The organism is Butyrivibrio sp. AE2005 (assembly GCF_000686965.1).
Lineage (GTDB): Bacteria > Bacillota > Clostridia > Lachnospirales > Lachnospiraceae > Butyrivibrio > Butyrivibrio hungatei_A.
Window position 1 is genome coordinate 15,796 of sequence record NZ_JMMD01000020.1, and the last position, 20,045, is coordinate 35,840.

Annotated in this window: 20 protein-coding genes; 19 read left to right on the top strand and 1 reads right to left on the bottom strand. The window is 35.8% G+C overall.

Annotated elements, in window-relative coordinates; all coding sequences use genetic code 11:
- Positions 1-26: 26 nt before the first annotated feature.
- From DL92_RS0112815 to DL92_RS0112840, 6 genes are all read left to right on the top strand, one after another.
- Positions 27-500 (top strand): flagellar protein FlaG, encoded by a 474-nt coding sequence (locus DL92_RS0112815; protein ID WP_026667935.1) that lies wholly within the window; start codon positions 27-29, stop codon positions 498-500.
- Positions 501-579: 79 nt separating this feature from the next.
- Positions 580-2,118: a flagellar filament capping protein FliD gene (gene fliD / locus DL92_RS0112820; RefSeq protein ID WP_026656714.1), complete on the top strand. Its 1,539-nt coding sequence runs from the start codon at positions 580-582 to the stop codon at positions 2,116-2,118.
- Positions 2,119-2,180: 62 nt separating this feature from the next.
- The gene (gene fliS, locus DL92_RS0112825) at positions 2,181-2,582 is read left to right on the top strand and encodes a flagellar export chaperone FliS (protein WP_026656715.1); all 402 of its coding nucleotides are present in this window, start codon (positions 2,181-2,183) and stop codon (positions 2,580-2,582) included.
- Positions 2,583-2,585: 3 nt separating this feature from the next.
- The gene (gene flgN / locus DL92_RS19310; protein WP_051625343.1) at positions 2,586-3,065 is read left to right on the top strand and encodes a flagellar export chaperone FlgN; all 480 of its coding nucleotides are present in this window, start codon (positions 2,586-2,588) and stop codon (positions 3,063-3,065) included.
- Positions 3,066-3,342: 277 nt separating this feature from the next.
- Entirely contained in the window at positions 3,343-4,173 is an 831-nt protein-coding gene (locus DL92_RS0112835) for a flagellin N-terminal helical domain-containing protein (protein ID WP_026667936.1), read from the top strand.
- Between the two features lie 165 nt (positions 4,174-4,338).
- The gene (locus DL92_RS0112840; RefSeq protein ID WP_026667937.1) at positions 4,339-4,962 is read left to right on the top strand and encodes a flavin reductase family protein; all 624 of its coding nucleotides are present in this window, start codon (positions 4,339-4,341) and stop codon (positions 4,960-4,962) included.
- Positions 4,963-5,115: 153 nt separating this feature from the next.
- On the opposite strand, the gene DL92_RS0112845 is transcribed toward DL92_RS0112840, so the two are convergent.
- Entirely contained in the window at positions 5,116-5,595 is a 480-nt protein-coding gene (locus tag DL92_RS0112845; protein WP_026667938.1) for a hypothetical protein, read from the bottom strand.
- 862 nt (positions 5,596-6,457) lie between these two features.
- On the opposite strand from DL92_RS0112845, the gene DL92_RS0112850 reads away from it, so the two are divergent.
- The 13 genes from DL92_RS0112850 (at position 6,458) to DL92_RS0112910 (ending at position 20,037) form a co-directional block, all read left to right on the top strand.
- The gene (locus tag DL92_RS0112850; RefSeq protein ID WP_026667939.1) at positions 6,458-6,985 is read left to right on the top strand and encodes a hypothetical protein; all 528 of its coding nucleotides are present in this window, start codon (positions 6,458-6,460) and stop codon (positions 6,983-6,985) included.
- Between the two features lie 78 nt (positions 6,986-7,063).
- A complete protein-coding gene (locus tag DL92_RS0112855) occupies positions 7,064-8,077 on the top strand; it encodes a hypothetical protein (RefSeq protein ID WP_026667940.1) in 1,014 nt (337 codons plus the stop codon).
- Between the two features lie 115 nt (positions 8,078-8,192).
- A complete protein-coding gene (locus DL92_RS0112860) occupies positions 8,193-9,341 on the top strand; it encodes a hypothetical protein (protein WP_026667941.1) in 1,149 nt (382 codons plus the stop codon).
- 91 nt (positions 9,342-9,432) lie between these two features.
- Entirely contained in the window at positions 9,433-10,566 is a 1,134-nt protein-coding gene (locus DL92_RS0112865) for a hypothetical protein (RefSeq protein ID WP_026667942.1), read from the top strand.
- 15 nt (positions 10,567-10,581) lie between these two features.
- Complete coding sequence (locus DL92_RS21695) at positions 10,582-11,556, top strand: CatB-related O-acetyltransferase (RefSeq protein ID WP_051625344.1); 975 nt, start codon at positions 10,582-10,584, stop codon at positions 11,554-11,556.
- Between the two features lie 30 nt (positions 11,557-11,586).
- Complete coding sequence (locus DL92_RS20390; protein WP_051625345.1) at positions 11,587-12,690, top strand: FkbM family methyltransferase; 1,104 nt, start codon at positions 11,587-11,589, stop codon at positions 12,688-12,690.
- A 24-nt stretch (positions 12,691-12,714) separates the two neighbouring features.
- The gene (locus DL92_RS19325; RefSeq protein WP_051625346.1) at positions 12,715-14,214 is read left to right on the top strand and encodes a glycoside hydrolase family 99-like domain-containing protein; all 1,500 of its coding nucleotides are present in this window, start codon (positions 12,715-12,717) and stop codon (positions 14,212-14,214) included.
- Positions 14,215-14,242: 28 nt separating this feature from the next.
- Entirely contained in the window at positions 14,243-15,322 is a 1,080-nt protein-coding gene (locus DL92_RS19330) for a glycosyltransferase family 32 protein (RefSeq protein ID WP_081816906.1), read from the top strand.
- Positions 15,323-15,338: 16 nt separating this feature from the next.
- The gene (locus tag DL92_RS20395) at positions 15,339-16,445 is read left to right on the top strand and encodes a glycosyltransferase (protein WP_051625347.1); all 1,107 of its coding nucleotides are present in this window, start codon (positions 15,339-15,341) and stop codon (positions 16,443-16,445) included.
- Positions 16,446-17,774, top strand: a complete 1,329-nt coding sequence (locus DL92_RS20400; protein ID WP_051625348.1) for a glycosyltransferase family 2 protein — start codon at positions 16,446-16,448, stop codon at positions 17,772-17,774.
- Positions 17,747-18,652, top strand: a complete 906-nt coding sequence (locus tag DL92_RS0112900) for a hypothetical protein (protein WP_155841155.1) — start codon at positions 17,747-17,749, stop codon at positions 18,650-18,652. The genes DL92_RS20400 and DL92_RS0112900 overlap by 28 nt, the downstream gene beginning before the upstream one ends.
- A 28-nt stretch (positions 18,653-18,680) precedes the next feature.
- Entirely contained in the window at positions 18,681-19,490 is an 810-nt protein-coding gene (locus tag DL92_RS0112905; RefSeq protein WP_026667944.1) for a hypothetical protein, read from the top strand.
- Positions 19,468-20,037, top strand: a complete 570-nt coding sequence (locus tag DL92_RS0112910; protein ID WP_026667945.1) for a glycosyltransferase family 4 protein — start codon at positions 19,468-19,470, stop codon at positions 20,035-20,037. Before DL92_RS0112905 ends, DL92_RS0112910 begins: the two co-directional genes overlap by 23 nt.
- The last annotated feature ends 8 nt before the right edge of the window (positions 20,038-20,045 follow it).

The window sequence follows — 20,045 nt, forward strand, 5'->3', positions numbered from 1 at the left end:
TGATTCTGACATGGAGGTATAGGATTATGGGAATGGATGGAATTAACGGATTTGGCCCGCTTATTCAGCAGGTACAGCCACAGGTAAAAACACAGGTAAATAATCAGAGCCAGGCTCAGAGCGAAGTTGCGGATTATGAAGCAAATGCGGCAGCTCAGAACATGGATCTTACGGTTGAGGCAGCAGACAATACTGCAGGCTCCAAAAACGAGTCATCTGCTCAAAATTTTGCAAGCAATCAGAGCAAGAGAGCTGAGACAGAGGAGCAGATACAGGCTGATAACGCCAAGATCAAGAAGGCAATCTCTGAGATGACCAAGAAGGTTCAGTCCAACGCTGAAGCTGTTTTTGGAATTCATGAGAAGACCAACAGAGTGACTATCAAGATGGTGGACAAGGAAACAAAGAAGGTTATAAAAGAGTTTCCGCCGGATGAGACACTTGATATGATCGCCAAGGTTTGGGAAATCGCGGGAATCTTGGTTGACGAGAAGAGGTAACATAGTAAGTCGTACAAAACGGCTCTATCAGGAAAAGGATTTCCGATTACATCTCACGGATTGAGAAAGGAGAAACATTATGCCTATCAGAATTACAGGAATGAACTCAGGTCTTGATACAGAGAGCATTATCACAGCTCTTACGCAGAAAAAGAAAGATAAGGTTGATACTTATACCGGAGAGCAGAAGAAGCTTACCTGGAAGCAGGATACTTTAAAAGCGCTTAATAAGAAGGTTACCGATTTTTATAACGGTACTTTGACCAGCATGAAGTTTTCGGCTGCTTACTCAAAGAAGGTTACAACTGCTTCAAATGCAAATGCTGTAACAATCGTAACAGGCGAAAGTGCAATGAACGCTACTCAGACACTTGATGTTACGAGTCTTGCAAAGGCTGCATATCTGACAGGCGAGAAGGTTCAGGTCGGCAATAAGAATGCGGCTAAGACAACTACTATGACTGAACTTGGTATTTTTTCCGAGGACAGTGATGAATCTGCAACTCAGACACTTAAGTTTAAAATAGGCGGAGATTCTGAGGATAATATCGAAGTTACAATCGGAAAGAATGATACTATAGAGAGTGTTCTCAGTAAGCTCAAAAGTGCAGATTCTTCCAAGACACATACAAGGCTTGACTTCAACTACGACGAAGGAAACGGAAGATTTTATGTAGCATCAAAAGAGATGGGCGAAGCTGCTTCTTTTAAAGTTACCGAAGGTGATGCGATGTCCAGGCTGGGCTTTGTTAATAACGGAAAGAATTATATCGAGGGAAGCAGGGCTCATATAGTTCTTAACGGAGAAGATTATTATTCCGATTCAAATACTTTTGAGATCAACGGACTTACAATTACCGTTAATGAGGAAGCTAAGGGAATAACTCTTTCGACTAAACAGGATACAAGCGGTATCTACGACAATATTAAGAAGATGCTCAAAGAGTACAACGATCTTATGAAGGAGTTTGCTACTCTTTATAATGCAGATAAAGCCAAGAAGTACAAAATGCTTACCGATGATCAGAAAGATGCAATGTCTGATAAAGAGGTTGAGGAATGGGAGAAGAAGATCAAAGACGGAATCCTCAGCGGCGATGAGACAATCGGTAATGTAAAAGATGCACTTAAAGATATTATGAGTAAGGCTTTTGAAGTAACATCAAAGGATGGAGTGACAAGTAAGATCACTCTTGCAACATTTGGTATTGCAACGGGAAGCTACTTTGCAACAGATGAGAATGAGAGAGATGTGCTTCACATAGACGGTGACAAAGATGACTCTGCAAGCAGCGGAAATCCGGACCTTCTAAGTGCAGCAATATCAACAGATCCCGACATGGTTCAGAGCTTTTTTATGCAGTTGTCGAATGCTCTTTCAGATAAGCTCTTTAATCTTATGAGGGGTACGGAATACAGCAGTGCGTTTACAATTTATGAAGATAAGCTGATGGCTTCACAGTACAGTGCTTATACGACCAAGATCTCAGATGCACAGAAAGCACTTGAGGCTGCACAGGATAAGTACTACAAGAAGTTCTCTACTATGGAGACGGCTCTTTCAAAGATAAACAGCAGCAGTTCTTCTCTGGCAGGCTTCTTTGGTGGAGGACAGTAATGGCATAAAATGAAGACTTATGATTATACGGATATTTTTTTACAGAATGCGAGGGAACACATATGCCGGTAATGACAACTCAACAGAAAGCTTATGCTCAGTATAAAAATAATAAGGTAATGGGTGCAAGCGGCCCGGAACTTACACTTATGCTCTATGACGGGGCAATAAAGTTTCTCAATATCGCGGATTATGCGATTGAGAATAACGATGTGCCAAAGGCACATGAAAACATTATGAAGACGGAACGTATCATAGATTATCTCAGAAGCACTCTTGATATGAAGTATGCTGTTGCACAGGACTTTGAAAATATGTATTCTTATATAGGAAGAAGACTTGTCGAAGCAAATATGAGTAAAGACAGAGAGATAGTCGCTGAGGTCAATAAGCATATGCATGCCATCAGGGACAACTGGGTAGAAGTCATGAAGGCGAACAACATCGCCGTTAAGGAGGCATAAAAGATGTTATCTTCAAGTATGGATATGCTGGAAGAAAGTCTTATTAAGAAGATCGACATTATGTCAAAGATTGAGGAAGAGAATGAGAAACAAAAAGAAATTCTCTCCGATCCCGATAATGTTGATGAAATCGCATTTGACGGTACTGTTGATAAAAAGGGTGAACTTATCGATAAACTTATTTCTCTTGATGATGGTTTCCAGACTCTTTTTGACAGGGTAAAAGAAGAAGTTAATGCCAATAAAGATGAGTTCGCAGACCAGATACGCCGCATGCAGGATCTTATTCGTGATATCACTGCAAGGAGCGCATCGATTGAAGCTGCGGAACATCGAAACAAAAGGCTTGCCGAGAAATATTTTGACGCGGCACGTCGCAAGATGAATACCAGTAAGCAGTCATCTGCCGTGGCATTTAATTACTACAGGACCATGAATAACTTCAAGGAGATTCCACCACAGTTTTTGGATAAGAAAAATTGATTTTTGTATAAGACCGTTACAAAGAGGTCGCTGCCATATATCGGCAAGCGATCTCTTTTACTTTAGCAAAAAATCGAAAAAAGTAGAAAAAAATTCATTATTGTATGTTTTTTTGAAAAAAATAAAAAAAAGGGTTAAGTAAACGAAATCACAGCCGATAATAATAGTGTAAAACAAAAAAACAAGCAGCCATGGAAGGGAGTCCGCGTAAGCTGCACAATATTAAAAGGATGAAAAAGGCAGCAGGGAAGCGGCCCCGTTCATGGAGGATTATAATATGGTAGTACAGCACAATGTCACAGCGATGAACTCAAACAGACAGCTTGGAATTACAACAGATGTACAGGCTAAGTCAAGTGAGAAACTCTCATCAGGTTACAGAATCAACAGAGCAGCAGATGATGCAGCAGGACTTGCAATTTCAGAAAAGATGAGACGTCAGGTAAGAGGTCTTACACAGGCTTCTGCAAATGCACAGGATGGTATCTCAGCAGTACAGACAGCTGAAGGTGCGCTCAACGAAGTACATGATATGCTTCAGAGAATGAACGAACTTGCAGTTAAGGCATCTAACGATACTCTTCAGACTTCTGATCGTGAATACATCCAGAGAGAGATCAATGCACTTGTTGATGAGATTCACAGGACAGGTGCTTCTACACAGTTTAATGACACAAATCTTCTTGATGGAACATTCCGTCATAAGAAACTTCAGGTTGGATCAGAAGCTGTTGATACTAACCAGATTGAAATTGATATTGTTAAACTAACTGCTTCAGGTCTTGAAATTGACGGAACTAAAGTTAAGGTTATAGGTACAAGCGGTGTAAATGCAAGAAATTCCATCGGGGTAATCAAGAGTGCACTTGAGGCAGTATCAAGCCAGAGAGCTGACCTCGGTGCTGTTCAGAACAGACTTGAGCACACAATCAAGAACCTTGATAACGTCGTTGAGAATACACAGGCAGCTGAGTCACAGATTCGTGATACAGATATGGCTGAGGAGATGGTTAGATATTCTAACAACAATATCCTTGCTCAGGCAGGTCAGTCAATGCTCGCTCAGGCTAATCAGACAAATCAGGGTGTTCTCTCACTCCTTCAGTAAGATAAATATTAGAAAACATAACCCACTAATATATAAGGTTGCTCCGGATGAAGAATCCGGGGCAATCTTTATTTTTGATATTATTGTGTTTAAAAAGGTATGCTAAAATAATTATTACAGGTAGGCGGCACTGAATGTTTCTATTGGAAGAAAGGAGAATCTTCTATGAATACTAAGGCAATGTATAAGTTATCTTATGGCTTATTTGTATGTACTGTGGTTAGCGGTGATAAGAAAAACGGCTGTATCACCAACACAGCTGTTCAGGTTGCGTCGGATCCCAACAGGATTTCAATCGCGATCAACAAGGCAAATCTCACTCATGACATGCTGAAAGAAGCAGGAAAGTGCAATATCTCTGTTATCAGCAACGATGCGGGTTTTGAGCTTTTCAAACACTTTGGCTTCCAGAGCGGAAGAGATGTGGATAAGTTTGCATCATTTAGTGATTATAAGCTTGCTGATAACGGTATTCCTTATATAACAAAAGGGACTAATGCATACTTTTCTCTGAATGTGGAAAAAGAAGTCGACCTTGGTTCACATACGCTGTTCATCTGTGAACCTGTATTTATGGACGTTCTTGCAGATACACCTTCCTGTACTTATGAATATTACCAGAATAATATCAAGCCAAAGCCTCAGCCGGTTGGAGAGACTCCGAAAGGTGAGACAATATGGAGATGTACAATATGCGGATTTGAGTATGTCGGCGAAGATATGCCCGATGACTATATCTGTCCGATCTGTAAGCATCCTAAGGATGATTTTGAGAAGATAATAAGATAAAAACAACAGCGCAATGTTTGTCGTGTTCAAACGTTGCGCTGTTATTATTATATTTGACGAAATTGTAAAAAGAGATGAAGTGCCGTATCTTGATCCATTTTATAGTCTAGGAAGATAGAAATAAAACTTGTTTGTACAATTTGAACAAACAAGTTAATATTTCCCTTTTTTCTTAATTATTTTTTTTAGCCGAAGATTGTTGTCAAAAATGCTATCATCTATTCCGTTAATATCTAACAAACTATTAATGCACCATTCCGGGGTTTGAGTGTGAAACGAGAAATATACATCGTTCATCTGCTTATACGTAAATATATCCAGGATGAATTTTGTGGATATTTCTCTTGTATATGATATATATCGATACATATACCCAATCCAGAATAATGCACTTTTTGAATATTTTATTTTTCCATAATCAGTATCACCAAATTGCTCAATAATACTTGTAATTCCTTCGCTTACATCCAATGACAGTAATGCGGGATTATTGGAATCTAACTTATTCAACAATTCGGAATGTAAAAATCTTCTTATAAAAATCCCGGTGGAACAATTTAAATCACTTGATTTTTCAAAAAGCTTTCCCTGGTATTCTGCAAGTAGCAAGCCATTATGGTCAAAGTTTCTCATCAAAAATCTCCTCTATGTATGAGCCGGTTTTAAATTCTCTTTTTGCAAGTTTTAATTTTGTGTCAATTTCAAAGCTGCGTTCAATCAATTGTTTTTTACATTCGTCGCGTTCAGGTGCGCAAAGGTAATATTTTTCTATCGGAATCAGCTTGTTTAAGGCTTTTTCAGTTTTGAAAATATACTGAAATATCTAGTCCATCAAGGGAATATCTAAATGAATATACAGAGGACTTATCATTTTCAAAAACGAATGAAAAAGCTTGATTATAGGTTTCTCCTAAATAGAATCCGTTTCCAAAATCACAATTGTTTCTGGATCCGGTTACAAGGATTTTAGATAATCCTTTTTTGCCTCCAACCGCGAAGGGATATAACCTCCCAATCAAATATAAAATAATTATAAATTCGAACGCAACACTATAAATATCTCTAACACTTTTTCCGATATGTAAATTAGTAAATCCTTTACTGGCGCGAAGAATGAGATGCGACATGAAGGATGTTACAAAAAATGTAGTATTCTGAGCATTTATTGACGCTTAGACGTTTAGTTTTGTATAATCAGAATACTTTATATGACGAAAAAAGTAAGGACAAAAAGTTCTTTTATGGCCCCGGATTATGAAATAGGAATCCATGACTTGATGGTGATGGCTTGATTAGCAACTTGTCAACGTGAACTATATAGGTTCATTGGATTCAGACTGTTAAGAAGTCAGAAAGTGCGGGTGGTGGCGAAAATAAACTCGCAGAAGTGTATTAAGATCATACATCACAGATCGTGGGGCAAAGAGCCTCCCTGCGCATGATGTAAATGTGGAAAAGCAGAAATGTAAAATATTACATTTGGAGGGCTACTAAGGTGGCAAAAGAAGAAAAGGTTATGGGTAAAGGAACGAAGGTAGCATTCATCGGAGGCGGCGTGGTGATAGCTGCACTACTGGTGACTGTAATAATTCTCCTGGTAAAGGGGAATGGCGCAGTAAGAGATGAAGTGAAGCGCAATGTTGTGGTGACAAGCACTAACGCGGAACAAGTCGCAGAAGAGCTCATAAATGAGCAGTATGTTGCGCCCGGATATTATAGCACGCAGATGAGCACGACATGGCATTTTGCGACAGGAGATGCTGTATCGGAAGATGCTTATGTAAAAAACGATGCTGGGAATACCAATGATGTATTCTTTGATGTATTTCTTGCAAGCGACGAAAATGAGCCCATTCTGCAATCTCCGGTAATACCGAGAGGATCGGAGATGACTGATATATCCTTAGAAAAAAAATTAGATGCAGGTACATATGATTGCGTTATGGTTTATCACCTTATCGACGAAAATCAGAACACTGTAAGTACGTTGAGAGTAGCCTTTACGATAATCATAGAACAATGATCATGGTAACATATCGTGTCAGGAAGATGCGGTAAAAGTAATAAGCATAACCAGAAAGATATCAAGGAGGTACGAGTTATGTTGAACACAAAGAAAATTTTAGCAGCTGCTCTTGCAGTAACAATGGTATTTGGAAGTAGCATTTCTGCATTTGCGGATGGTCCGGTAACTAGTGGTAATACTGATGGTGCAGGTACATCAGAAGGACATTTGGAAAAGAAAGTTATAAATGTTGATCTTCCTACAATAGCAGAAGGAGCAACTCCGTTTAGTTACACAATGGATCCTGAAAGACTTATTAGTGCGACTAGTGGTGCAAAACATTCAGGTGCAACGTTCCCTGCTGCAGAGGGAGATACAGGCGTATATTTCCTCACTGCTGCCAATACTTATGCTAATAAAAGCAATACACTTACAGTAACTAATAAAAGTAGCTGTGATGTAACACTTTCAGTTAAGGTAAAAACAACAGCATCAGACGGTGGAAAAGACATTGCACTTGCTGAAAGTAGTACAGTTGCAACAACAGGCGATCCTAATCTTTATCTTGGACTTAAAGTTGGAGATGAGACAACAGTAGTTTCAGCTACAGAACAGACTATTACAGCGAATATAGCAGGTATTCCTGGTAATTTTGAAACGAAGGTTGATAATGGTGCGTATGCTTATGCAGCAAAATCTGATGCAACCGGCTGGAAGACCATTGATATTAGCATGGAAGGCGCAGTAAGTAATCTTCCAATCGCAGCTGATGCTACAGCTCCTACTGTTAATGTAACATGGTCATATGCAGAAACACCTACAGATGCAGCACCTAGTATTACAGTTGGCAGTGTAACAGCGGCAGCAGATACAGATGCTGTTTGGACATATAGCCTTGGAGCTGGTTCAAAAGCAGCCACAGCGATAAGCAGTATCACTTATAACGGTGGAAATGCAACATCTGCATTTGATCTTACTGAGGCAGGAAAGATTAAGCTTGGTAAGAGTGCGGTTAGTAGCGTTATGTCCAAACCAGGCTCATATAAATATACTGTAGTATTTAATGATGGAGCAAATACTACGGGAGAAATCACTTTAGTAGTTCAGTAAGTGTTAATAAATATTTAGCCTATATCTAAATCTAGATCAGCGGAGATTTTTTATCTCCGCTGATTTATAATATAGGCATGACATTATATGTTTTCGATTGGGAGGAATGAAAATTATGGCGATGGGGAGTTATGAATACTGTTATCTTTTGTGGATTAAGGAAAGATTCCAAGTATCTTTTTCAAAATCTGCGATGTTGGGAAGACAGTGGTTCTTTGGCGTTGAAAAAAGAATAGCGAATCTTATGGGAACGGACTCTTTGACTCAGGATGATGGCTATTGCGAAAGAATGTTTGAAGCTTTAGGTGCAGAGGAAATTCGCTCATATGATATAAGTGATTATGAAAAAGCTACAGATTTAGTTGATTTTTCTAATCCTATAAGTGAAGAACATAAAAATCGTTTTTCTTTTGTTCTAGATGGGGGATTGCTTGAACATGTGTTTGATTATACAACATCAATACGAAATGCGATGAGCATGCCTGAAATTGGTGGAACATTGGTATTAATGACACCTACTAATGGATGGAATGGACACGGCTTTTATCAATTTTCTGCTGAATTATTTTATAGATTATTTTGTGAAGAGAATGGATATGAATTATTGGATGTTTCATATCGCTTGTCAGGAGAAGACTCAATTGCCGGGCTTGGAACAAGATTTTATCATATTCCTGATCCTGAAAAGTCAGGGTGTAAAACTGGTCTTGATTCGCAGTTTTCTGGATTGTTATATGTTACTGCACGCAGAATTGGAGCAATTCCGGAAAAGTTTCATGTATATGAGAGTGATTATTCAAAAGCATGGGATAATGAAATTGCCATATCAAATCTAAAATATAAGCAAGTAGCAAATCCTTTATTAAATAAGTATTTTGATTTACCAATGGAGGTTGAAAATTATTTACGTCCAATTCAAGGAAATTGGTTGAGGCATTTTTTATCGGTCTATAATCGGAAGATTAAAGTTATTTTTTATGGTAGAGGGTATTCATATCAAAAAGAGAGAGAAAAATTTATATATAATGAGAATATAGAAATAGAATTAATTGTTGATATAAAAGCGGGAGAATTAAAAATAGTGGATGAGGATGGTTTTACAATATTTCATCCATCTACTATAAAAGAAAAACCTTTTGACATAATAGTTATAACTTCCGGTCCTCACTATCATGAAATTGAAAATATGCTTATTTATGCTTATGGTCTAAACTTTAAAAGAATAATGAGTTTAGATGAGTTTTTGTATTATCTCTTAAGATAAGAATTATAATATTTTACAAGAAGGTGCGGAAGAATCATGATATTCTGAAGTGCAGTATTCTATTTATTATTTCTAATGGAGCGTTTGGGTGATGAAAAAAAAGTATTTGTTGAAGTGTGAATCTTTTCAAGTATATGAAGGTAATATGTGGTTTGTTTCCGGTAATTTCTTATGCCGAAGAAATATTAAGACAGGGGAAATAAATATAGAATCATATATTATTCCACAATATGGAGTGGAGGGCGGCTTTTTATGCACCTTAACTGGCAGATATGAAAATAGAATGATTTGTATACCAGAGCAGGCAGATAGGTTGATTGACTATGATATAAAAACAAAAGAAAGAAGAGTGTTTTTTTTAGATAATGCTCAATCTGATATCAGCATTAAATTCAGATCAAGTTGTTTTATAAATGATAAGTTTTATATAATGCCTGAATCAGCACATAAAATAATGGTTTATGATCCAAAATTTGGAGAAATAGATTATTTATCAGATTGGTTCAGCATTTTGTTGAAGGATAGCGAAAAGAATATTGATAATAAAGAAAATATATTCAGTTTATCTAGACAGATAGATAATAAAATATATTTTAGTACTACATTTTCAAATGTATTATGTTGTTTTGATCCCAAAAATAATAATGTGGATTATATTCATGTAGGTCCTGCAGATTATAAGTACCAGTTGTTTTATTATTTAGATGGGATTTTTTATTTGGTTGATAATAGTAAGATGAGGATAGTCCGTTGGTCACAGAATGAAGGAATTATTGGTGAAAAGGAGGGAATATCTTTTGAAACAATTTTAACTGAAGAATTAGAGGAAAGGGAGGCTGAGTATAGATTTTTTGATGCGTTTAATTTGGGCAAAGTGATTATTTTGCCAGCATGTTTTGCAAATGAGTCACTGATGATTGATACTCAGACAAATCAGGTGAAGATTTGTGATCAGCTTTCAAAAGTGCATGGATGCTGTTTCGCAGATACAAATGAATCAAATGAAGCAATTATCACGTCGATAATAGATAATAATTTATTTTTTGTAAATGATAATTTGAATGTAAATAAAGTAGATCTTGAATTATCAGAGGATGTTGAAAAGGTTGGAGATATGTGTTGGTTTGATATATTGCCTGCAGAGAAAAAGAGAGTAACCAAGAATCTGTGGAGTGAGAGTCAAGAAGCAACATTAGGTATTTTTATAAAAAATACAATATTGTAGTAGGGGCAGTAGTGTATGGATGAGGGATTCTATATTAGAAGAATATGTGCATCAATTGAAAAATGTATAGATAAGGGAATAAGTAAGTTTTACATATATCCATATGGGCATTTGGGAATGCTTTGCAAGAAGCTTATTGAGACGCGATATGGCTTTCAAGTGGAAGGTGTAATTGATAATAATTTATCTAAATATAATTCAAATATTCTCAATTTTGATATGATTAGCCCAAATGATTTTGAAGGAGCAACATGCCTTCTGATATCGGTAATTGATTTAACCGGAGAAATTGTAGAAATAATACCGAATTATATTCCGGATTGCAAAAGGGAAATTATAGATTTCACAGAGGATAATGGAGAACAGGAACTGTTTTCTTCTGAGGATATCGTTTATAGAGGTTGTAAAATCGGAAAATGTACATATGGGTACAAGAGTTTTTTGAGTATATCACCATTTGCTGATATAGGGAGGTTCTGCTCTATAAATGGCACGGCATTGCTTGCGTTGGATCATGAGTTGGACGCTGTGACAACATCTCCATTTTATTACTATATAGGAGAAAATTCTTTTGGTATAGAAGATGACAAATCTTATAAGAAAAATCTTATTGAGGTTACTCGTAGAAATGAAAAGCTTAATCTGGTAGATAATGTTATTAATGTTGGGGAAAATAAAAAAACATATATTGGAAATGATGTATGGATTGGAGCAAATGCAGTTATTAAAAGTGGTGTAAAAATAGGGGATGGTGCAATAATAGGCGCTGGAGCTGTAGTGACAAAGGATGTTGAACCATATTCGGTTGTTGTTGGTGTGCCTGCAAGAGTGATAAGAAAACGATTTAATGAGGAAATAATTAAGAAACTATTAGAAATAAGCTGGTGGAATTGGTCAAATGATATGTTGAAGAAAAATGTTGAATATTTTTTTGACCCCGTTGGTTTTATAAATAAATTTTGTGATTTAGATGAAGTAAACCATAATTAAGATGCATATGAATAAAAATAGGGGGACAAAGTGACTGATAATTTTGGGATTTTTATTTGGGGAACGGGATTACGTGCTCGGCAGTTGAATGAGATATATGCCAATGAACTTAGCGAAGAAAAGATACTTGGCTATATAGATAATGACAAAAATAAAGTTGGATCAAAATTTTTTGGATATGAGGTTTATTCTCCGTCAATCTTAGATAAATATTCAAAGTGCTATATTTATATTTCAGTGTATAAACAAGAAGAAATCTATACTCAAATATGTGATGAGTTCAATGATAAGAAATCAATGATACTGGAAAATGAGTATTTTAGAAAGAAAAAACTGATTACTCGATATCGTGATATTGAAGATGAAGAAATTCATGAAATTGTTTCTTACTTGAATAACAACCCATTGGATGTGTTCAATTATGAGTTTACAAAAAAATATAACTGTAAAGATATGATTATTGAATCTGAAAATGGGCTGTTGTATACGATTCATAATGGTAAGAAAATGTTTTTCTCGAAAAATTATGATAATGAGGAAAAGGTGCGAGCTTATTATAGATCATTGCTTATTGAACAGGATTTGAAATCGCCACATAGATACTTGACCGATTGTTTCAAAGTTGAAAATGGATCAGTTGTTATAGATGCAGGTGTTGCAGAGGGTAATTTTACGTTAGATATAGTAGATCATATAAAGAGAGCGTATTTATTTGAACCGGATAAAAAATGGGCAGAAGCTTTACATATGACCTTTTCACAATATGGAGATAAAGTAAAAATAATTAATAAAGGAGTATCCGATTATTGTGATATAGGAACAACAACAATAGATCTAGAGGTGGATGAGGAATGTGTTGATTTTATCAAGATGGATATAGAAGGAGAGGAGTATTATGCATTAAATGGTGCAAAAAATATTATAAATAGATCAAAAGAAATGAAGGCAGTTATTTGCACATATCATCAGGAATTTGCGTATGATGCGATTAATAATAGATTAAAAGAATATGGTTTCCAAACAAAGCATTCTGATGGATATATGTGGTATGTTGAACATTTTAATATTATGAGACCTTCTGTGTTAAGGAGAGGACTGATTCGAGCAGAGAAAATACTTAACGATGCTCATTAAAACTGATTAGGGAGATTTGTATAAATGAAGGTTTTGGCACTTTATTTACCACAGTTTCATAGAATTCCGGAAAATGATGAGTGGTGGGGAGAAGGATTTACGGAATGGACAGCAGTAAAAAAAGGTACATCATTGTTTGCAGGTCATTTTCAGCCACGTATACCTCAAAATGGTGATTATTACGATTTGACCAAAAAAGATACGTTTGTAAAACAAGCCGACCAAGTGAAACGTACCGGGATAGATGGAGTATGTATTTATCATTATTGGTTTAAAGATGGACGGAAAATATTAGAAAAACCTGCGGAGTTACTTCTAAAATGGGAAGATGTTCAATTGCCTTTCTGTTTTTCTTGGGCGAATGAAACATGGGCTAGAACTTGGAGCAATCTGAGCAATAGAAATGTTTGGACAAGTGAATTTAATAATAAAGCTCCCAAAGGACAGGATGTTTTACTGGAACAAAAATATGGTAACTATAATGATTGGAAAGAGCATTTTATGTATCTGTTACCTTTTTTTAAAGATAAAAGATATATAACAATTGATGGGAAACCAGTATTTGCTTTTTATAGACCTGATGATATTCCTGATTTGGCGAATATGGTTAAGTGCTGGAGAGAACTTGCGGTTCAAAATGATTTAAATGGAATATATTTTATAGGTAATTCTACAAGATTAGTGTTACTTAATGTATTGGACGAGCTATTCATATCTGAACCAATAGATGTTATGAGAAGAAGGGTGCCGGAAAACAAGGAAGGAGTTAAGTGCTATGATTACAGCACTTTGTGGGATGATCTTCTAAGCAGAGAAATTGGGAAAAAAGTGTCGGTGTGCGGTTTTGTCGGATATGATGATACTCCACGGCGAGGAAAGACGGGACTGGTTGTTACTGATGCGTCTCCTGACATATTTGAAGAAGGAATGACAAAACTAATTCTTCGTAATAAAAAAAATGAATGCAAAGCGATGTTTATCAATGCCTGGAATGAATGGGGAGAAGGCATGTTTTTAGAACCGGACATGTTTTATGGTGATCAGTTTTTGAATTCGCTTAGAAAATCAATTGCGAAGTCTAGTGAAAATAATGATGAAGTAAGCGAGATTAAAAGTCTGGAAAGTAGTATAGATCATACATTGTATGATGCTACATGCGATAGATATGATAGAGAACGTCATATTAATAGGATTATGGATAGGTGGTTATGTCTAAAGGAAAGAAATGAAAATATCTGTTCATCACTTAGCGGGAAGAGAGTTGCAATCTATGGATACGGATTATTGGGAAAACATTTTCTTTCTGAAATGGAAAAACATGATATGAAACCATTATTTGTGGTTGATAGAAATACTGATATATATTGTCGGTATCCGGTCTTGAGTATTGATGATGATTGGCCGGAGGTAGATGTGCTTGTGGTAACTGCAACTTATGATTATTCAAAGGTATTTACTGATGTATTATCCAAAAAAAATGCTATAGAAATAATATCGCTTGAAAGAATAATAATGGAGTATTAAGTGACATATTGGTTTTGAGGAATAGGTTATGGTGAGGATTAAAAATACAACATCAGAAATATTTAGAGAACTTATTTTAAAAAAAGATGTTATATGTCTTTGTGCCGGTGAAGATTTTAAAAATTTTATAATGGAATATAAGGATGTTGATTTTAATCTACTATATATTCTGGACAATTATTATAAGCAAAAGACAATCGAGGTTAACGGAAAGAAGTACGATGTTCGCTCATTTGAAGAGAAATATGATGAAATACAAAATGCGATTGTTATTTTGGCTTCCGATAAATATGCGGAAGAAATTATTCGTCAGATTGATGAGATACCTATATTTGACAATCAAGTAATTTATATTCCAAAGTTGTTTGAACCGACTTATTCATACTATGATTTTTCTGATAAAGGAAGTAGTGTAATACCCAAAAAGATACATTATTGTTGGTTTGGACATACTGAAATACCAAAATCATTTATTGATAATATTGAAACATGGAAAAAGTATTGTCCTGATTATGAAATAATAAAATGGGATGAGAATAATTATGATCTTAACAAGAATAAATACATGAGAGCTGCATATGAAAAAAAAATGTATGCTTATGTTTCAGATTATGCACGATTGGATGTGATTTACCAATATGGAGGAATTTATCTGGATGTTGATGTAGAAATGTTAAGGCCTTGGGATGATTTGCTAAGCTTTCCCTTTTTTTGTGGTTATGAAGATTCCAATTATGTGAATTGTGGTTTGGGATATGGTGCAATAAAAGGAAATGTTATTTTAGAAGAACTGTTGAATGAGTATGATAACATGCAATTTCCGAATATTGAGGAAGGTGAAGAACTTATTCCTTGCCCAATATATCAAACAAAGATATTAAGAAAACATGGACTGTTATGCGATGGAATGTCGAGAAAATATGATGACTTTCTTGTGTTGTCTCCGGTATATTTTAATTCAGTCAATAATATGATTGGTATTGGACAAGCACATAAAGAAAGCTTTTCTGTTCATCAATATGCAGGTTCGTGGCTTGATGATGAAAAAAAAGAAAATAAGAAAAAGAAAATATTAAAGTATCGCTTTATTATGGAGCATCTAGACTGATTTTATGGGAGAATAAATGAGACTATATAATTCTTATTATGACCGTTTTTTAGAATATATTGCCGGTAAAAATCTTATCTGCTATGGAGCCGGAAAAATGCTTGATGAGATGAGCGAGATTCTGACAGTACTTCCGACTGTATGTAAATCTATTCAAGTAGTAGATGGCAATCAAGATAAGCATGGAAAAGAAAGATTAGTTTATGGCAATAAGTACACAATAAAAAGTTTGGATGAAGTATTGAATGATATCGATAATGCGGTTATATTGATCACTTCAGGTGCTCTTTCGGAAATACTTCAGGTGTTGGAGAAAAGAGTGTCATCAGGTTTGCCTGTATTCAGTTTTCTTTTGATGAGAAAAGAAAATTATGAGAAGAATTTGATTACTATTGAAGATTGTGATGAGATTATTGGAAAGAGCGATACGGAACAGATTCCTCGTAAGATACATTATTTCTGGTTTGGAAAAAAAGATATTCCGGATGAGTATAAGAAGAATATTGAGACATGGTATAAATGGTGTCCTGATTATGAAGTTGTAAGATGGGATGAAAACAATTGTGATCTCAATGAGTGTAAATATGTAAAAGAAGCTTATGAGCGAGGAAAATATGGATTTGTTCCGGACTATTTCAGGTTGAAAGTTATTTATAATCAAGGTGGTATTTATCTTGATACTGATGTGAAATTGCTAAAGCCGTTGGATGAACTGTTATATTTGCCGGCTTATGCAGGGTTTGAGGACAATGAGAAAGTTGCCTTTGGAGTAGGATTTGGAGCTAAACCCGGGGTTCATATTTTAAAGGAAATGTATGAACTATATGAAAATGTAAATTTTGTGAATGCAGATGGTAGCTTGAATACAATTGCATCTCCGACTTATCAGACCGAAGTGTTGAAGAAACATGGGCTTAAATGTAACGGTAAGATGCAGGTTGTAGATGGAGTGACTATTCTTCCGATGAATTATCTTACAGTTCAGAGCAATCATACGGGCAGGCAATACATTACGAGTAATTCATTCTCAATTCATCAATATGCTGCAAGTTGGTTTACTGACAAAGATAAGGAAAATAAACGTAAAGCGGAAGAGTTGCTTAAGAGTATGGAGATGATATAGGTGGGGTACGTAGGTAGAAAGGTTTCTGTAATTATTCCAGTATATAATGCTGAAGATTATCTTGAAGATTCATTGGGAGATATGTTGTCACAAACATATTCAGATTTTGAGGTTATATGCGTAAACGACGGCTCTACGGATAATAGTGAGGCAATTATAGAAGATTTTTGTAGAAAAGATGCTCGCATTAAATTGGTATCACAGAGTAATTGTGGTGGAGGTGCGGCACGTAATAAGGGATATGATCATTCAAACGGAGATTATATCCTTTTTTTGGATGCAGATGATAGATTTGAAAAACAATTGATTGAAAAAACAGTTTTGTTTATGGAACGCGAAAAAAGTGATGTACTGGTATTTGCAGCTGATGAATTCCACTATGAAACAGGTATAAAGAAACCTGCGCCATGGCTTTTGCAAAGCGGGTATGAAGAATATGATGGTGATCCTTTTCATTACACAACTACAACCGTATGGAATAAGATGTACAGGCATGATTATTTAGCAAGGAACAATATTCGACATCAGGATGAGAGAGTTACCGCATTTAGTATGTATTTTACTTTTTTTGCTCTTTTTTACGCTTCTAAAATGGATTTTTTGGATGAAGTATTGGTTCATTACAGGAGTGAAAATCCGAGAAGTTCAATGAGACGGCATGACACCAGCCCGTTAGATACTATATCTGTTCTTGAAGCAATTTGGAACAGAATTAAGAATGATGAGTTATTAATGCAAAGAAGGAAAATATATTATAACTTTGCAATAAAAAATATTTTTGAGAGAACGGGATGGTTTAATTCATACAATAGCTTTGCTGAAGTTTATGAAGTTTTACATGGTGATGGTTTTTCGCGCATTGGTCTTGCAAATGATTGTGATAAATATATTGAAGATGAGAATTGGAAGAAACTGAAATCAGAAATAGTTAATTATTCACTTGCTGAGTTTTTATTTTTAAAAGAGAAGAAATACAAGGAATATGGTGTTTTGACCAAAACTGTATATTTGCTTCCGGATAAGATTAGGCAACAGCTGAGTATGCAGAATTGCAATGTTGTTTTGTATGGCGCGGGAATGGTTGGAAGATGCTACTATGCACAACTTCAGAGCATGGCAACTGTAAAAGTTGTTTCTTGGGTTGATGCAAAGACGGAGGATAAAGGCTTTCCGCTATTGTTGCCTGAAGAAATGAAAAAAGAAAGTTGTGATTATGTAGTTATAGGAGTTGAACATATAAGATTTTTGTCAGAGATAAAAAAGAGATTAGATGATATTGGAGTTGCTGAAGAAAAAATATTGTGGGAGTTACCGGAAAAACAATTATGAGATTTTTGTTTCCTTTTTCAATTATACCGCAAGGGTGTCGCATTATAATTTATGGTGCAGGGGAAGTTGGATATGATTTTTATAGGCAAATAAAAACTTCCAAATATGCAGAGGTTGTATTGTGGGTTGATAGGCAGTATGAGTGGTTTAGAAGACTTAATTTGCCGATTGATGAACCACAAAAGATTCTAAATGCTGAATATGACTATATAGTTATAACTGCGGAAAATGAACAGGTATATAAATCTATTCGAAAGGATCTTATTGATATGAGTGTTTCTGAGGATAGGCTTATATGGAGTGAAGATTATTCTATACATGAGAATATTGTTTATGGGTATAAAGATAGGGATATAGAAAAGGAAATGAAAAGTGCGCAGAAGACTGATGCAAGCTTTTTTTTCAAAGAAACACGATTAGATATTGTCATTCGATACTTATATGCATCGGAGTTGTTAGCAGATATATGTGATGGATATGGTGAGAGATTGTATAAGCAGTTTATTATGTCCGGCTGTGATGCTAAAGAACCTACAGAAAATTATATTTCTGCGTATTTTTCAGAGTATTCAAATAAGAGAGGGATTAAGGCATTTCAGGAAAGCTTTAGAAAACTTGTAAACTCTATGAATACAGATGGATTTATAAAGGAACAATTTATTCCGGTGGATAGTAACGGAAATCTAATTAATGGTGCGCATAGAGTTGCAGCAGCATTGGCCTGTCATAAGGATGTATGGTATGCGTCTTATCCCTTTAACGGACTTAGGTATATATGTGATGAAGTGACACTTTCAGATATGGGTTTTGAAGATGACGATATTCGAAATATAGTAGCATGCTATGAAAAGATTAAGCATTCTGATAAATTGCGTTAAAGTTTAGCATAGATACGCGGAGGATCACATGCATCTTGATGACACAAAAAAATATATTCTCTTTGGTACCGGAGATTATTATAGGAGATTTCGCCATTGGTTTATTGGAAAGAATGTCGTGGCGATTTTGGATAATGATATAAAGAAACAGGGCACGGAGTTGGACGGGTGGCCGGTTGTTTCGCCTGAGAGTATTACGGGGCTTGAGTATGATGCTGTTATAATTCTGAGTTTTTATGTGACGGAAATGAAAAAGCAGCTTACGTGGATCGGTGTTCCTGAGAATAAGATATATCATTTTTTTGATCTTCATGAGTTAGCTCTTTTTGAAAAAGAAGAGGAATTGCCGGAAAACAGAGAGGCGAAAGGAATACTTCTTCTTTCGAATGATCTGACACTTGGCGGGCCGGCGCTGGCATTGTATCATGCTGCGCTTACCTTAAAAAAAGCTGGATATGATGTTGTTTATGCGTCTATGCTTGATGGTGAGCTTAGAAGCAAGCTGGAGGAAAGTTCTATCCCGGTCATTATCGATAAAAGGCTTCAGATATGTACTATGAAGGAACTTCCATGGACAAAAGGATTTGAACTAATCATATGTAATACGATCAATTATAATGTTTTTCTTTCCGAAAGGAATTCGGAGATTCCGGTTATATGGTGGCTTCATGACTCACCATTTTTTTATGAAGGAATTAAAGAGGAACGGCTGTTGGGAATAGATACGCATAATATGAAACTACTTTCTGTCGGTCCTGTTCCGAGAGAAGCGATGGCAAAATATAGATCGGATGTGACGATAGAGGATTTGATATATGGGGTTTCAAAAAACGTATAAATTAAAATTTCTCACGATTGGATATATAGAGTGGCGTAAAGGACAGGATCTTTTGGCGGAAGCTATTGAGCAATTGCCTTCGTATATTTTGGAGAAAGTTGAATTTGTTTTGGTGGGACAAAAAACATCATCTATGGCTGAAAGTCTTTCTAAGAAAATAGAAGCCTTTCCAAATGTGTTTATGCCGGGAACGGTATCCAGAAAAGAAGTGCATCGTTTGTTGGATGGTTCAGATGTACTGATTTGCCCGTCGAGAGAGGACCCGATGCCGACGGTTTGTGCAGAAGCGATGATGCATAAAGTTCCGTGCCTTGTTTCAAGTGCGACCGGTACGGCTGCGTATATCAGAGATGAATATGATGGTCTTGTATTTGATACGGGAGATGTATCGGGGCTTAAGGAAAAGATTATTTGGTGTGTAAGTAATTCTGACAAGTTAAAGGGCATGGGAGAAAAAGCCTACGAGATATATGAAAATATTTTTTCGGCTGAAGCTTTTGAACGTAACCTGCTGACATATGTTGAAAAAATGATTGGAAAGGCGTGAGTTGAGTA